This is a genomic window from Microcoleus sp. S1D4, assembly GCF_036700765.1.
Lineage (GTDB): Bacteria > Cyanobacteriota > Cyanobacteriia > Cyanobacteriales > Microcoleaceae > Microcoleus.
Genome location: NZ_JAUBPP010000006.1, coordinates 199,318 through 215,112 on the forward strand (window position 1 = coordinate 199,318; position 15,795 = coordinate 215,112).

Annotated in this window: 11 protein-coding genes; 6 read left to right on the forward strand and 5 right to left on the reverse strand. The window is 46.2% G+C overall.

The window, feature by feature from the left end; translation table 11 throughout:
• Nucleotides 1-207 precede the first annotated feature (207 nt).
• Nucleotides 208-2,826: a M1 family metallopeptidase gene (locus tag QT998_RS09200; protein ID WP_333113919.1), complete on the forward strand. Its 2,619-nt coding sequence runs from the start codon at nucleotides 208-210 to the stop codon at nucleotides 2,824-2,826.
• A 360-nt stretch (nucleotides 2,827-3,186) separates the two neighbouring features.
• Nucleotides 3,187-3,663 carry an NUDIX hydrolase gene (locus QT998_RS09205; RefSeq protein ID WP_228049859.1) on the forward strand — a complete coding sequence of 159 codons (477 nt, stop codon included), beginning with the start codon at nucleotides 3,187-3,189 and terminating at the stop codon, nucleotides 3,661-3,663.
• A 249-nt stretch (nucleotides 3,664-3,912) separates the two neighbouring features.
• Here the strand turns inward: QT998_RS09205 and QT998_RS09210 are convergent, their stop codons facing one another.
• The 5 genes from QT998_RS09210 to QT998_RS09230 all read right to left on the reverse strand — a co-directional run bounded on the left by QT998_RS09210 (nucleotide 3,913) and on the right by QT998_RS09230 (nucleotide 7,612).
• Entirely contained in the window at nucleotides 3,913-4,212 is a 300-nt protein-coding gene (locus tag QT998_RS09210; protein WP_194066801.1) for a phycobilisome linker polypeptide, read from the reverse strand.
• Nucleotides 4,213-4,414: 202 nt separating this feature from the next.
• Complete coding sequence (locus QT998_RS09215) at nucleotides 4,415-5,284, reverse strand: phycobilisome rod-core linker polypeptide (RefSeq protein WP_194066802.1); 870 nt, start codon at nucleotides 5,282-5,284, stop codon at nucleotides 4,415-4,417.
• Between the two features lie 243 nt (nucleotides 5,285-5,527).
• Nucleotides 5,528-6,343, reverse strand: a complete 816-nt coding sequence (locus QT998_RS09220) for a phycobilisome linker polypeptide (RefSeq protein WP_194066803.1) — start codon at nucleotides 6,341-6,343, stop codon at nucleotides 5,528-5,530.
• A gap of 151 nt (nucleotides 6,344-6,494) precedes the next feature.
• A complete protein-coding gene (gene cpcA, locus QT998_RS09225) occupies nucleotides 6,495-6,983 on the reverse strand; it encodes a phycocyanin subunit alpha (RefSeq protein WP_194061202.1) in 489 nt (162 codons plus the stop codon).
• 110 nt (nucleotides 6,984-7,093) lie between these two features.
• The gene (locus QT998_RS09230) at nucleotides 7,094-7,612 is read right to left on the reverse strand and encodes a phycocyanin subunit beta (protein WP_193972088.1); all 519 of its coding nucleotides are present in this window, start codon (nucleotides 7,610-7,612) and stop codon (nucleotides 7,094-7,096) included.
• 1,225 nt (nucleotides 7,613-8,837) lie between these two features.
• Here QT998_RS09230 and QT998_RS09235 point away from each other — a divergent pair.
• The 4 genes from QT998_RS09235 to QT998_RS09250 all read left to right on the forward strand — a co-directional run bounded on the left by QT998_RS09235 (nucleotide 8,838) and on the right by QT998_RS09250 (nucleotide 15,772).
• The gene (locus tag QT998_RS09235; protein WP_333113922.1) at nucleotides 8,838-11,660 is read left to right on the forward strand and encodes a cation-translocating P-type ATPase; all 2,823 of its coding nucleotides are present in this window, start codon (nucleotides 8,838-8,840) and stop codon (nucleotides 11,658-11,660) included.
• A 252-nt stretch (nucleotides 11,661-11,912) separates the two neighbouring features.
• On the forward strand, nucleotides 11,913-13,145 hold the full coding sequence (locus QT998_RS09240) for a DNA replication/repair protein RecF (protein ID WP_333088056.1): 1,233 nt from the start codon (nucleotides 11,913-11,915) through the stop codon (nucleotides 13,143-13,145).
• A 197-nt stretch (nucleotides 13,146-13,342) separates the two neighbouring features.
• Nucleotides 13,343-13,741, forward strand: a complete 399-nt coding sequence (gene psb27 / locus QT998_RS09245) for a photosystem II protein Psb27 (RefSeq protein WP_333088058.1) — start codon at nucleotides 13,343-13,345, stop codon at nucleotides 13,739-13,741.
• A 381-nt stretch (nucleotides 13,742-14,122) separates the two neighbouring features.
• Nucleotides 14,123-15,772: a hypothetical protein gene (locus tag QT998_RS09250; protein WP_333113924.1), complete on the forward strand. Its 1,650-nt coding sequence runs from the start codon at nucleotides 14,123-14,125 to the stop codon at nucleotides 15,770-15,772.
• The last annotated feature ends 23 nt before the right edge of the window (nucleotides 15,773-15,795 follow it).

Consider the following 15,795-nt stretch of genomic DNA (forward strand, 5'->3'; position numbering starts at 1 on the left):
TTCAATTTCAGGCTGATGATTGCAGATATTAGCCTTGCTGATATTGTAGCAAACAATTCATATTTTCGATCCAGGCAATTATCAGCCAAGTTTTTAATAAGATTAGAGACAACAGCAGCGGGACGCGCTACTCTAGAATAAGCTGGCAGTTTAGCTTTCCTCGCTGCTGCCTGCGATCGCCGATCGACACACAACTCTGCCATCATAATGTCACACACTTACTTTGATTCTGAAAACGGTCACAAATCCTTCGAGATGCCCGGTGCCAGACCCCACTACAACCCCGATCGCCCCGGACAAGTAGAGCATATTTTCCTCGATTTAGTGCTGGATATTCCCAAACAAAGTTTTCGCGGCACTTGCAGCATCCGCATCAATCCAGTCCGCAGCGGTATTGACAAATTAACCTTAGACGCTGTAAACCTGAACATTAAATCAGTCAAAATTGGCGAAACCGAACAAAATTTCGACAGCGACGGCGAAGTGCTGCAAATTCAACTGCACGAAGCAACAAAAGCATACGAACCAATTACAATCGCGATCGAATACTCGGTCGAAAAACCCCAGCGGGGTCTCTATTTTGTCGGGTCAGACAAACACTATCCCGACAAACCAACACAAGTTTGGACTCAAGGCGAAGACGAAGATTCCCGCTTCTGGTTTCCCTGTTTCGACTATCCCGGACAACTCGCAACTTCCGAAATTAGAGTACAAGTTCCGAAACAACTTTTTGCAATATCTAACGGCGAATTAATTAGCACAAAAAATGAGGGCGACGATAAGATTTATCACTGGTCGCAAACCCAGATCCACCCAACTTATTTAATGACCTTAGCTGTCGGAGATTTTGCCGAAATTAAAGACGAATGGAACGGCAAACCAGTTAATTATTACGTCGAAAAAGGCCGCGAAGCCGACGGTAAGCGTAGCATGGGCAAAACGCCCCAAATGATTGAGTTTTTCTCTAAAGCATTTGGCTATCCTTACCCTTTTCCTAAATATGCTCAAGTCTGCGTCGATGATTTCATCTTCGGCGGTATGGAAAATACTTCGACAACTTTGCTAACAGATAGGTGCTTGCTAGACGAACGCGCTAGCCTCGACAATCGCGGTACAGAAAGCTTAGTTGCTCACGAATTAGCTCACCAATGGTTCGGCGATTTAGTAGTAATTAAACACTGGTCTCATGCTTGGATCAAGGAAGGTATGGCTTCCTATTGTGAGGTGCTGTGGACTGACAAAGAATACGGCAAAGAAGATGCGGCTTATTATATGTTAGGTGAAGCCCGCAATTATTTAGCTGAAGACAGTTTTCGTTACCGCCGCCCGATTGTCACTCACGTTTACCGCGAAGCGATCGAATTGTACGATCGCCATTTGTACGAAAAAGGCGCTTGCGTGTATCACATGATTCGCGCCGAGTTAGGCGACGAACTATTTTACAAAGCAATTCACACTTTTGTGCGGGATAACGCTCACAAAACTGTAGAAACGATCGATTTGCTAAGGGCGATCGAAAAGGCGACAGGCCGCAATCTAATGTTTTTGTTCGATCAGTACGTTTATCGCGGCGGTCATCCAGATTACAAAGTTGCTTATTCCTGGGACGGCGACAGCAAATTAGCCAAAGTGACTGTCACACAAACTCAGATCAAAGATAGCAAAAAGGACAACGGTAATAGCAAAGATGTCTTCGACCTAAAAATTCCGATCGGCTTCGGTTATAAGCCGGAAAAAGATGCAGACGAGGGAAGTGCTGCTAATATAAAAACTTTCACTGTTCGAGTGCACGAACGCGAGCAAAGTTTCTATTTCCCCCTAGAAGAGAAGCCTGCTTTTATTAGTTTTGATGTCGGAAATAAATACTTAAAAACCGTTGTTTTAGAGTATGGAGTTGCCGAATTAAAAGCTCAGTTGCAGTTTGACCCTGACCCGGTTTCCCGGATTTATGCAGCTAAAGCTTTGGCGAAAAAGGGAGGACTGGAAGCTGTGAAAGCGCTGTCAGAAGTTCTCAAAAAAGATCGGTTTTGGGGGGTGCGGGCTGAAGTAGCTACTCAGTTAGTTGAAATTAAACTAGACCAAGCTTTTGAAGGTTTAGCAAGTGGTTTGAAAGATAAAGATGCTAGGGTTCGCCGCGCTGTGGTGAATGCGCTGGGCCAAATCAAGACTCACGAAACTTATAAGGCGCTGAGGTCGATCGTCGAAAAAGGCGACGACAGCTATTATGTAGAAGCGGCCGCAGCTAGTGCTATGGGCTCGATCGCAGGGGCGAATCCCGACGAAAAACCGACGGACGAACAGGTACTCAAAGAGTTAAAATTGGTTTTGAAAGAGCGTCAGGGCTGGAATGAGGTTGTGCGATCGGGTGCTATTGCCGGTTTGGCGCAAATGAAAACTTCTGAAGATGCCCTGAATCTAATTTTGAAATATACAGCCATCGGTACTCCGCAAGCTTTGCGCTTGGCTGCAATTCGCTCTTTGGGGACAATTTCAACAGGTCAAACTAAGCTTAATTTAGAACGAATTTTGCACCGATTGGCAGAATTATCTAAGGAGACGTTTTTCTTGACTCAAGTATCGGTGGTAGTGGCTTTAGGACAGATGGAAACTCGCAAAGCAATTCGGATTTTGCGTTCTTTAGCTGACCAAACTCCCGACGGCCGCGTCCGTATGATGGCTGATGAAGCTGTGCAAAGAGTGCAGAAAAATGCTGGTTCCGATGCAGCGGTGAAGCAGTTGCGGGAGGAGTTAGACCAGGTGAAGAAGGAGAATCAAGATTTGAGGAGTCGGATGGAAAATCTGGAGGCTAAGGCGAAGAAAGATTAGAGGGAAAACCGCATACTGGCGCGGATAGAGGCTGATTTGGGCGATCGGCTTTTATCTGCGCGCGAGTATTACAATATTATTTTCTAGCTGGAGTGCATCTACATTTGCTAGTTTTAACAGAGGGAAAGCAAAATATGTCTGTTCTCTACTGTGCGGTTGTCTAAAATGGTGAATTATCTATAATCAGGCGTGCAGTTTTTATTGTTTAGGAACGAAAAGTTAATAACTTAAATATCTGCCACACTCCTCCTGGTAGCGAGCAGAGCGGACTTATGCACTGGCGGTCAGAAACTGGGTTTTTTTACGAAAAGACGCGCTGTATCCCGGATATTCGGTAAAACACGCGGTTTCTTTAGTCCTATGCCTCAGTCCTATATTAATCTAGTTGCAGCAGCTTTTGCACCCACAACTATTGCCAAAATTATGAGTATAACCGCTTTATTGGTAGAGCAATCGGGAGTAATTCCCTACCGCATTCAAGACGGAAAAATTGAAGTCATGCTGATTACTTCTTCAACCGGTAAGCGCTGGGTAATTCCCAAAGGGTTAATTGAACCTGATATGACTCCGCAAGATTCTGCTGCGAAGGAAGCTTGGGAAGAAGCAGGTTTGTTGGGTAAAGTGTTGCCGGATTTGTTGGGAACTTACAAATATCAAAAGTCCGGCCATACTTGTCATGTAGAAGTATTCTTGCTACCAGTGCAAACTATTCTGGAAAATTGGCCGGAAGCTAGCAAGAGAAAGCGGCAGTGGGTAAGTATTCCGAAAGCAATTAAGCGGGTGAATGAACCGGAACTTAAACTGATTCTTGCAGATTTACCGAATCAGTTCTGGTGATTGACATATATTATCTTAAATCCGCGTTAAAAAGCCCTCGATCAAAGTCGGCGATTGAAAGAGACTGTTGGCGAATTCACGGGGGTTTTCCCTGAACTCTGGAGGGCAGGATTTCCGTTGGTTATTGGCAGTTAACTAGGTATGCGATCGATTAGACATTTAGTCCCTCACCACTAAAAATAGTGGTGAGAGGTAAAAATCTTTTGAGATGCGCCAGCAGTCTCTTTTAATCGTCCTTTTCAATCGCTCTTAATTATCATCTGAGGATGATTCATGGGACGATTCTGCAGACGATGATTCATGGGACGATTCTGCGATGGCACTTAGCGGCTGAATGCTTACAATCTTCCCGCCCATGCGAGTAATCCGCTGCATTTCTTGATTCATCCGATTGTACGGCACGGTGATAAATGTACTGCCGCTCGATCGAATCGAATAATCAATATTTTCCGTATCATCGCTTTGGCGCAAGCCCACAACTTCGTACCGAAAACAGCGACCTGCGGAAGCTGTATTGCCACTTTTTCCAGCTACAATTTGACCGAACATAAGCTTCTTGGTAATTGGTAATTCTGAGTGTTGACTGTTGACTGTTAGCTGTTGACTGTTGACTGTTGACTGTTGACTGTTGACTGTTGACTGTTAGCTGTTGACTGTTGACTAATAACAACTGCCAACTAACAACTAATAACTGCCAACTGCCAACTGCCAACTAACAACTAACAACTGCCAACTGCCAACTGCCAACTGACTAAATTGGAGTAATGCTGGCGATTTTCGCGCCCATGCGTTGAAATTTCTGCATTTGCGAGGACAAATCATCAACAGGTACGATAAACGCTTTGCTGCTGCGGCGCACGCTGGGATAGCCGCCCGTGCGAATTCCCGAAACTTCCACGCGGAAAAGCCGCCCTTCTTTGCCGTAAGCTGCGCCGCCGCCGAAACCGGTGCCGGGAGTTACGTTTCTGGCAGAAGGCCGATATGCCCAACCTTCGTTACCGCCAGAAGGTCCAACTACTGCTGTAGCGCTGTTAGTACCGAGTTCAACTGCTAAGCGAGAGTTATTGCCTTCTAGTTGAGATGTATCGCTGTTTGCGTAGCCGCGATACAGGCGGAACATCCGGGTAAAACCGACGGTTTTTTGCCCGCGCTGCGTGTTAAAGCCGCGGTAGTAGGGGACGATATTTTCGCCGAAGTTTTCTTGATACTCTACTGAATCGATGTAAGAATCGATATCAGCATCGTAGCCTTGTGTTTGGTACAAATCTAAGTGGTAAACTACTTCAGATTCGTCGTAGGGAGCGCGACCGAGCAAGTGTTTGTAGTTTAGTTCGATCGTCCTAGTTTGAAAGCTGCTGTATAAAAACTTGGTTTTGTACAGTTCCGATTTTGCCACTGCGCGCACAAATTCTCGCACTGATAAACTGCCGTCTCGCAGGAGAGATTCAGCACTTTTGAGGCGCTCGGATTTCATCAAATAATCGTTGCCCAGCACCTGACGGTAAACGGCACGAATTACTATTTCCAGGTCGTCTTTGGTGTAGTTAGGGCGCAATTCTACCTTCGGCACATCGCTCAATGCGGATGTTCCCAGCCTGGACGCTGCTGTCGTAATAGCCACCAGATTTTCTCCTAAATTAATAACAAAAATTTAAAGCAAAGCTTCGTTGCACTTGAGATTGTTAGGACTAAGCCTAATATGTGTATTGGTAGGATACACAGAAGTCGGGCGGGTTTTGCCACAATCAACTGCCGGTTGGCATATATTTTGGCTAAACCCACCCCTACAAGTATGATTTGTCCTACCTATTTACTTAGTCCTAAGTTTTTTTCTGACGCTCGCAAAAAAACGTCTTTACAAACTTTAAGCTGTGGTAATACTTACCACTTTGCCGCCACGTTTGTTGATTTGTTGCAAGCGGCTCGAAAGCTGTTCGTAAGGTACGAGATATTCGGTAGTAGTCCGCCGCACTTGGGGCGAAAACTTAGCCGCACCTTGCATTGCGGTGACTCGATAGAGTTTACCGCGATCGCCACCGGCCGCACCAGCTAGAGATTGTCCGCTAGAGGCTGTGTATATCGGCGATGCCGTATTTCTCGCGACTTCCCAAGTTAACCGCGCTTGGGTTTGGTTTTGCGAGCGATCGCTATTTGCGTAGCCGCGGTACAGTTGAAACATCCGGTTAAAACCGACGGTTTTTTGATTTCTTTGAGTCGAGAAACCGCGATAGTAAGGCACTATACTTTCGCCAAAATTTTCTTGATATTCAACGGAGTCAATATAAGAATTGATTTCAGCTTCGTAGCCTTCGGCATTGTACAAATCAACGTGGAAAGCAATTTCCGACTCGTCGTAAGGAGCGCGGCCCAACAAATGTTTGTAGTTTAGTTCGATCAACCGCGTTTGCGAGTTCGGGTAGAAAAACTTTTTCCGATAAATTTCGGACTGAGCAATTGACCGCACAAAATCTTTAACTGAAATCTGTCCTTGCATCAGCAGAGATTCAGCGCTGGTAACTCGCTCGCTGGACATTAAATACTCGTTGCCGAAAACTTGCCTGTAAGCTGCGCGAATTACTGCTTTCGCATCATCTTGCGTCCAGTGGGGGCGAAGTTCTACCTGTCCCGCTTCTTCAAATGCTTTTATTCCCAATCTTTCGGCTGCACCTAATCCCGCCATCTTTAGCTTCTCCCTTTTTTGGTTTAAAAACTGAAAACTTCTTAAAAAAAAGTATTTGGAAAACTAGGCTAAGATCGCAGATGCCCGGAATCGTAAACAACCGCTAACACTTTAGCTAACAGCAGCTTACAATTCCGGGCATCACGCAAATCTAGCTCAGGGCGTTGATTGCGTAGTCGAGGTAGGAATTAGCTTCCACTGCGGGGTCGCCGCTCAGGCCGTGGTTGCCTTTGATGTACTTGAGAGCTTCAACGTACCAGCTAGGGGACAATTCAAATGTCCGGTTGATTTCGTCGATGCCTGCAATCAGGTACTCATCCATTGGGCCTGTGCCACCTGCAACTAAGCAGTAGGTCACCATCCGCAAGTAGTAGCCGATGTCGCGAGCGCACTTGGCTTTACCGGTTGGGGTAGAAGCGTAGTTAGGGCCTTGCATTTGTTGTGTGTACGGGAATTTGTTGTACACTGCTTGGGCTGCACCGTCGATCAAGCGCTGAGAGTTGGATGTCAGAGCTTTGGCTGCTTCTAAGCTAGCGGTTGCTTGGCGGAAACGACCGAAAGCTGTTTGGATTTCGGTGCTGCTCAAGAAACGGCCTTGAGAATCTGCTGCTGTGACTGCTTCAGTCAATGGGGTCTTCATAGTGTTGCTTTCTCCCTAGTGTTTGCGGTTTTTTCTACGAATGCGATTTGTAAAAGCCCGATCGATATATCGAATCGTTGCTTTACAGATTGGGTTGCAATGGCTGGGGTTTAGCCTACTGCGGAAGCGGCGCGATCGAAGTAGCTGCCGACTTCAGACATCAGGGAGTTGCAATCTCCACGAGTTACACCGTTTGGATCGTTAGCGATCGCCAAAGCGGCTTCTTTCATTTTTTGAACGCCAGTTGCTACGGAAGCGCCGGGAGTTCCCAATGCCAAGTAGGTTTCGCGAAGGCCGTTCAAGCAACGGTCATCGAGGACGCTGGCGTCGCCTGCGAAAATCGCGTAGGTGACATAGCGCAAGATGATTTCCATGTCGCGCAAGCAAGCTGCCATGCGGCGGCTGGTGTAAGCGTTGCCGCCGGGAGCGATCAACTGAGGCTGCTCAGCAAACAAAGAGCGAGCTGCATTAGCAACAATGCTGGAAGCGTTGCTGGTGATGCGGTTGACTGTATCCATGCGCTTGTTGCTTTCTGCAACCATTTGGCTCAAGGCATCAAGTTGGCCGGTGGCCAAAAATTCGCCGCGAGCGTCTGCTTGGGAAACCACTTTTGTAAATGCGTCAAACATGAAAGAACTCTCCTACTTGAGTTAATTGAGTTTGGTTGCGGTATAAAACCGTTAAGTTAAATTTGTTCAGGCCGTTAAACCTGGAAGGGTTGAAGGTTGACGCCGGCTACTGTGCCGATCGGCTCCTTCTCTCCTTTTCCGCTACCTGTACTATTGTGACATTACAGCGGACATTTAAGAAACCTTAGAAAATTTTACACCTTTTATGAGATGCGACAAACCTTGTTAATCAGTGTTTTTGTTAACTTGCGTCTGTCGTTTCAACCTTCTTATGACATTTATACAATGCTCTCTGGCATTTGTTTATTACAAATTATTACAACAGCTTATCCCTCTGAGAAGGTAAATTGATGTTGAGCAACTCCGGGCTAATCTCCCTCCTAAGATAGATGCGAATTTACATACATAGCTCCTGGGTTTGGTTCGATTGCCCTGATTTTTACCGTGGGGCAGCACAAAATTGTCCCGCATCCCGATCGCCATTGTGCGCTTTGCCCCGAAAAAGCCTATTATTAAGAAAAGTTAAGAAAATTAAAGTTTTGCGAAAACAAGGCGGGGGAATAGGGAAAACAGCCAAAAAAGTGCCAAATCCAAGATCCACTCAGAATTGGGTGGTTGACATACTCCCCGCCGTAGAAAGGACGGAGATTGTTGACGGTTCATCGCAACCTGAGCGACTGTTGTCGTCTGACTGTCGCTCCCCGTCCGTTTCAAGTCTCCCTAGGCCCGATGGCGACTACAACAATGCAAAGAATTTGATTGTTGCAGTTATTTAGATCACAAGTTTTGGGAAAGCCTTAGAACGACAGGGCTTTAAACCCAATTTTTTGGTAAGGTAGATGAGTGCTATCAGCGTTGACATACTCCCCGCCGTAGAAAGGACGGGGATTCTTGACGGTTCATCGCAACCTGAGCGACCGTTGTCGTCTGACTGTCGCTCCCCGTCCGTTTCAAGTCTCCCCATGCCCGATGGCGACTACAATCAAATAATTTGATTGTTGAAGTTATTAGAGCACAAGTTTTGGGAAAGCCGTCGTAGAACGACGGGGCTTTAAACCCAATTTTTGGGTAAATATACCAACAGATCGAGAGAGCCTGAGATAGACCAGAGATAGAGAAGTGTCTAGCTTCCTGCTTCTTATCTCGAACCAATACCTATGCAGTATCGATCGACTGTAACTGTCCGGCCGCAACCACCTTTATGCCCCACGCTCGATCGTAATTTATGTCTTCTTTAAATTCTCCCTCTTCTTGGCACACCGTACCAATTGACAAAACTCTCAAGCAGCTAAACAGTAACAAAGACGGTGGCTTGAGCAGCCAACAGGTGTCAGAACGCTTGCAGCAATACGGCCCCAACGAACTCGAAGAAACAGGAGGCCGCAGTCCGTGGTCGATTTTTGTCGATCAGTTCACCAACATCATGTTGTTGATGCTGATGGGTGTGGCCGTGGTTTCTGGATTCTTAGACATCAAGTCCAATACTTTTCCCAAAGATGCGATCGCCATTTTTGCGATCGTCATACTCAACGGCATTCTCGGCTATTTCCAAGAACAAAGTGCTGAAAAAGCCCTCGCAGCCCTCAAAAACCTCGCTTCCCCCCTAGTCAGAGTCCTGCGGAACGGCAAAACTTTGGAAATAGCAGCCAAAGAACTCGTACCCGGAGACGTGATGCTGTTAGAGGCTGGGGTAAAAATAGCAGCAGATGGCAGGTTGATCGAAACATCAAATCTGCAAGTCAGAGAATCTGCTTTGACGGGAGAAGCAATGGCAGTTACCAAGCAAGCTGAGCTAGAACTTCCCGAAGATGCTTCCTTGGGCGATCGGCTAAACCTAATTTTTCAGGGCACAGAAGTTGTTCAGGGGCGCGCCAAGGCGATCGTCACCAACACCGGAATGCAGACTGAACTGGGCAAAATTGCCGCCATGCTTCAGTCAGTAGAAAGCGAACCAACTCCCCTGCAACAGCGGATGGGACAGTTGGGAAATGTTCTAGTCTCCGGCGCCCTAGCCTTAGTCGTAGTTGTCGTCATCGGCGGCATGATGACCTTCAACAACGGCGGCATCGGGTTAGATACCAGCAGATTTGAAGATTTGTTAGAAGTTTCTCTCAGCATGGCTGTGGCTGTAGTTCCCGAAGGACTCGCAGCAGTCGTGACAGTTACTTTGGCGCTCGGAACTAGGCGGATGGTGAAGCGAAACGCCCTGATTCGCAAACTTCCTGCTGTAGAAACTTTGGGTTCAGTGACTACCATTTGTTCCGACAAAACAGGTACTCTGACTCAAAATAAAATGGTCGTTCAGCGAGTCTCTACGGGCGACTGTACGATCGGCATCGGAGGCGACGGCTATGCCCCGATCGGAGATTTTACCGATCGCCATACCTCGACCCAAATTAATAATTTAGAAGAATATCCAGAACTCGAATCTTTATTAATTGCCTGTGCCGTTTGCAACGACGCAGTATTGCAGCACGAAGAGCAAGAATGGAAGATTTTGGGCGACCCCACAGAAGGATCTCTGCTGTCTTTAGCGGGAAAAGCAGGCATTTATAAGGAAAAACAGTGTCAATTGCTGCAGCGCACGGCCGAATTTCCTTTTTCTTCCGAACGCAAGCGGATGAGCGTGATTTGCCAAGTACCTGGCCGATCGGGACATTCAGGATTTCCAGCAGAAAACGGACAGCAGCAGAATTATTTGATGTTTACCAAAGGTTCTCCAGAGTTGACTTTGGAGCGCTGTAAAGGCATCATAATCGGCGATCGAGTACAACCTTTAAATCAGGAAATGCGCGATCGCATCCTCGCCGAAAACAACAACATGGCAAGCGAGGGTTTGCGAGTCCTCGGATTTGCCTACAAAATTTGGGAAAACCTGCCGCCCCAAGATTCTGACGCAACCAGCGAACAAGACATGATTTGGCTGGGACTCGTCAGTATGCTAGACGCCCCGCGCCCGGAAGTGCGCGAAGCTGTGGCGAAGTGCCGCGATGCAGGGATTCGGGTGGTGATGATTACAGGAGACCACCAGTTGACAGCAAAGGCAATTGCTAGTGATTTAGGTATTGCACAAAAGGGCGATCGAGTTCTCACCGGTCAAGAATTAGAAAAACTCAGCCGAGAAGAACTCAAACAGCAAGTCGAACACATTAGCGTTTACGCCCGCGTTTCCCCCGAACACAAATTGCGAATAGTCCAAGCTTTGCAAAGTTGGGGCAAATTTGTCGCCATGACAGGCGACGGCGTTAACGACGCACCCGCATTGAAACAAGCCGATATCGGCATCGCAATGGGAATTACCGGCACCGATGTCAGCAAAGAAGCTAGCGATATGGTGCTGCTAGACGACAACTTCGCCACTATTGTCGCCGCCGCTGAAGAAGGGCGAGTTGTTTATACCAACATTCGCCGCTTTATCAAGTACATTTTGGGTAGCAACATCGGCGAAGTTTTGACAATTGCGGCCGCACCATTAATTGGTTTGGGAGGAGTGCCGCTGACCCCGCTGCAAATTTTGTGGATGAACTTAGTCACAGACGGCGTTCCCGCTTTAGCTTTGGCCGTGGAACCGGCCGAACCGAACGTGATGAACAAGCCTCCTTTCAGCCCGCGAGAAAGTATTTTTGCGCGGGGTTTGGGTTCTTACATAATTCGGATCGGGATTATTTTTGCAATTTTGACGATCGGCATGATGAAATGGGCTTATGACTATACTCACGCTCCCGGACACGGCAATCCAGAGGCTTGGAAAACAATGGTATTTACAACTCTTTGTTTGGCGCAAATGGGTCACGCGATCGCCATTCGCTCTAACACTCGGCTAACTATCGAGTTAAATCCCTTCACTAATCTTTTTGTTTGGGGAGCTGTAATTGTTACTACTGCTTTGCAATTAATGCTGATTTACGTTCCACCGCTGAGAGAATTTTTCGGCACTCACTATTTGTCGCCCTTTGAATTGATGGTTTGCTTCGGTTTCAGCGCCCTAATGTTTGTCTGGATTGAAATGGAAAAAGTGTTCGTGCGCTTGTACAAATCGAGAAAATAGTGTTAACGGCTGACGGATAATGAGCGATGTTTCATTATTCGTTATACCCTTCACATTTGGCGCGAGTCTAAACACTATACATTGCGAGCACAACGCTCCGCAAAAAAGTAATTGCAGAAATTAGCCCTTGAATAGGTAAGGTGCTCTTCGGCGCACCCTACGATGACTGTATTACCAATAACCAATAACCAATAACCAATAACCAATAACCAATAACCAATAACCAATAACCAATAACCAATAACCAATATTATGTATTTGAAAACGCTGCACCTACGGCAGTTTCGGAACTACTTCGATCAAAAGGTAACGTTTGACGCTCCCAAAACCATTTTATTAGGAAATAACGCTCAAGGAAAATCTAACTTGTTAGAAGCTGTAGAGTTGCTTTCCACCTTAAAAAGCCACAGAGTATCGCGCGATCGCGATTTAATCCTCGACTCCAAGCCGATCGCCCAAATTGATGCTACGCTAGAACGTCAAACCGGAGCGATCGACCTATCTTTAACACTGCGCTCAGGAGCGCGCCGCAGCCTGAAGCTAAACGGCGAACCCCTGCGCCGCCATTTAGACTTTTTGAGCGTCTTAAATGTAGTACAATTTTCCTGTTTGGATTTAGACTTAGTGCGCGGCGGACCAGAAGGAAGGCGCAATTGGATCGATCGGCTAGTTATCCAATTAGAGCCGATTTACGCTCACATTTTGCAGCAGTACAACCAAATTTTGCGCCAGCGCAACGCTCTGTTAAAACGTTCTAAAGCAATCAGACAAGCCGAATTTTCCGAAAATATTGACAAAACCCGATTTCTGCAACTCGAAAATCCCGAACCGGAAAATATTCAATACTCGCCAATTCCCAACTCCCAATCCCCCATTCCCACTTCAGAATTAGCCTTGTGGGACGCGCAGTTGGCGACAGCGGGCGCTCGCGTGATCCGCAGGCGCGATCGAATTTTGGAGCGTTTGATGCCATTAGCTCGCAATTGGCATCGTTCAATTAGCGGTTCAGCAGAAGTTTTAGATGTGAAATACGATGCTAATATTGAAGTAAGCTCGGAATTAATTGGTAAAGACAATCTCGAAGGAGTGCGGCAAGCATTTTTAGAAAAAATTCAAAAAAGGGCGATCGCAGAACAGTTTCAAGGAACCACATTAGTCGGCCCCCACCGCGACGACATTATATTTACAATTAACAATACCCCAGCTCGTCAATACGCATCTCAAGGCCAGCAGCGAACTCTCGTATTAGCATTAAAATTAGCCGAATTGCAGCTTATTGAAGAAGTCGTAGGCGAAGCACCTTTACTATTGCTAGACGACGTACTTGCCGAACTCGATCTAAACCGCCAAAATCAACTTTTAGAAACAATTCAAGAACGATTTCAAACTCTAATTACTACGACTCACTTAGGCGCTTTCGACAGTCAGTGGCTGCGACAAACCCAAATTCTCTCCGTTGCTTCTGGACAAATCAATCGATTTTAGATTTGAAATTGATTGACGGATTGATTTTAAATTGGAGATTCATAAATCAATCCCTGTGAGATTGACAAATTGTACTTTTTATGGTATTACTGCAATAAATAATAAAAATTTGACATTATTTGACATTATTAGCTCAATTCGAGATACGATAAAGGTTAAATTTGATTGCCGCTTTCACTTCCTTTTTTCTAACCCCTATGAAGCATTACATTTCCCGTCTGTTAGCCCTCGTATTAGTTGTTGTCATCGGCGTAGCTGGCTGTACCAATGTTCCCGCCACTCTGAGTGGAGACTACAGCAAAGACACATTAGCATTAGTCAGCAGCTTGAGAACAGCGCTCACTTTACCAGAGGGCACACCGGAAAAAGCAGCCGCTCAAGCTGGTGCTCGCACAAGTATCAACGATTTTTCTGCTGCATACCGCCGCGATCCCGCTCTTGCCAAGCTGACATCTTTCACGACAATGCGGACGGCATTAAACTCTTTAGCAGGACATTATAGTTCCTATCCAAATCGTCCAGTTCCTGAAAAGTTGAAAAATCGTCTAGAGATTGAATTTCAGCAAGTAGAATCTGCTCTCAATAGAGGGGCTTAATTTCAAAATTTAAGGATAAAAGATCGATTTTAATAATTCATCTTTGATCCTTAACATTTGAGTGTTAACAATTTTTAGTAAAAATATCAACTGTTTTTAGCGCCGACTTTACCCAGGCGTTTTTTTTGCTGGATTTAGCCGTAGGATGCGTCGCGATAGACAACCCATAAATAAGGCTCGACAATCTCACAAATTTGTACCTGTGCTTGCAGGGTTGAAGTCAGTCGATTTTTGAGAAATGCTATAAGTAGGGTGCTTGTACCCGTTTTTGGGCGGAGTTAACGAGAAAAAAAGTAGAAAATTTGTAGATGTGCGTCTGGGCGATCGCAAATCCAGCGATCGCCAGCCAATTTAAACTAGAAAACCCGATTCAACTATCCCATGAAAATTGCACCAACTCGCATCGCGAACTTTCAACACCAGCGACGCTTTTTAAGTGCGGTAACTGCTGTTTTAACAAGTAGCTTCATCAGCCAACTTGTGTGGCCATTTATCGAAAATAAAGCAGCCTTTGCCGAAACATTAGCCTATTGTCAATTATCCAAAGAAGACGTAAATCAAAAAGAAGACTTGCGCCGCGCCGCCCTGTCAGGAAAATCAGAATCCCAGCAAGCATATTTTGCCGTTTTGAACAAACACGCGCGGGAAATAGCACAATGCCGCCAAAAAACTTGGCCTCAAACCCAAGCAGTTTGGCTGCGTTTGTATCCCTGCGATGTCAGGCCAGGAGAAGTCGATCGAGTATTAGACAACATTGTCAATAAAGGCTACAATGAAGTCTATATCGAAGCATTTTACGACGGTCAAGTGCTGCTTCCAGTAGCAGATAATCCGACTGTTTGGCCTTCGGTTTTGAGAAATCCCGGCTACGAAAAATACGATTTGCTGGAAAAGGCGATCGCCAAAGGCAAACAGCGAGGTTTAAAAGTATACACCTGGTTGTTTACCATGAACTTTGGCTATACCTATTCTCAGCGTCCAGACAGACAGCAAAACCTCGCATTAAACGGCCAAAACCAGACAAGTTTAACAATAATTAAAGACGCAACAATTAACGACGACTTCGGAGAAGTTCCGGGCAATCAAGCCTTTATCGACCCCTACAGTACGCAAGCGAGGCAAGACTATACTTTATTAGTAAATCAAATAGTCAAGCGCCGACCGCAAGGAATGTTATTCGACTACATTCGCTATCTACGGGGCTTCGGGCCGGCTTCAGTTGCTACCAAAGTTCAAGACTTGTGGATTTACGGCTCAGCATCGCAGCAAATGCTTTTACAGCGGGCTAACAATCAGCAAGGGCGAGATTTAATTCAGCGATATTTGACTAAAGGATTTATCAATACTAATGACGTTCAAGCAGTAGTCAAACAATATCCGAATGAGCGAGAACCTCTGTGGCAGGGGCGAATTCCGCAAGCTGTACCAGTAGCAACTCCCGCTTCTCGAAGACAGAATGACGCATCAAAAGTAGCTTCACAAACTCCCGCCACAAAATCGCCAAATACTGCAACTCCTACACCAAAACCGACACCAAAACCGCCGCTTCCCGACACGGGCATTCTACAAAAAGACCTCTGGCAACTGAGCGTTGCTCACGCAGTCCAAGGAATTTTAGATTTTTTTGGGGTGGCAACTCGGCCTGCTCAAAGCCTGGGAATTCCTGTAGGAGCGGTATTTTTCCCTGATGCAAATAAAAAGATAAATCAAGGGGGATATGATTCAAGATTGCAACCTTGGGACAGCTTTCCGGCTGCTGTAGAATTCCACGCGATGTCTTACGGAAATTGCGGGAATGTAAGCTGTATTGTGCCGCAGGTGGAGCGGGTAGTGAGTTTAGCGCCTCCGGGAGCAAAGATTATTCCTGCCATTGCCGGAGATTGGGGAAAATCTGTGAAAAATCGGCCGTCTTTGGAGATTCAAATGCAGGCAATTCGTTCGGCAACGCCGCAAATTAATGCGGTGAGTCATTTTTCTTGGGGTTGGCAAGAACCGGAGGATGAAAGGGCACGGCAGACTTGTCGCTTTTAGCGTAATTATTTATAGCGACTGCG

Coding starts and splice junctions, on each gene's coding strand:
- QT998_RS09200 (WP_333113919.1), top strand. CDS start 208: ATGTCACACACTTACTTTGATTCTGAAAACGGTCACAAATCCTTCGAG.
- QT998_RS09205 (WP_228049859.1), top strand. CDS start 3,187: ATGCCTCAGTCCTATATTAATCTAGTTGCAGCAGCTTTTGCACCCACA.
- QT998_RS09210 (WP_194066801.1), bottom strand. CDS start 4,212: ATGTTCGGTCAAATTGTAGCTGGAAAAAGTGGCAATACAGCTTCCGCA.
- QT998_RS09220 (WP_194066803.1), bottom strand. CDS start 6,343: ATGGCGGGATTAGGTGCAGCCGAAAGATTGGGAATAAAAGCATTTGAA.
- cpcA (WP_194061202.1), bottom strand. CDS start 6,983: ATGAAGACCCCATTGACTGAAGCAGTCACAGCAGCAGATTCTCAAGGC.
- QT998_RS09230 (WP_193972088.1), bottom strand. CDS start 7,612: ATGTTTGACGCATTTACAAAAGTGGTTTCCCAAGCAGACGCTCGCGGC.
- QT998_RS09235 (WP_333113922.1), top strand. CDS start 8,838: ATGTCTTCTTTAAATTCTCCCTCTTCTTGGCACACCGTACCAATTGAC.
- QT998_RS09240 (WP_333088056.1), top strand. CDS start 11,913: ATGTATTTGAAAACGCTGCACCTACGGCAGTTTCGGAACTACTTCGAT.
- psb27 (WP_333088058.1), top strand. CDS start 13,343: ATGAAGCATTACATTTCCCGTCTGTTAGCCCTCGTATTAGTTGTTGTC.
- QT998_RS09250 (WP_333113924.1), top strand. CDS start 14,123: ATGAAAATTGCACCAACTCGCATCGCGAACTTTCAACACCAGCGACGC.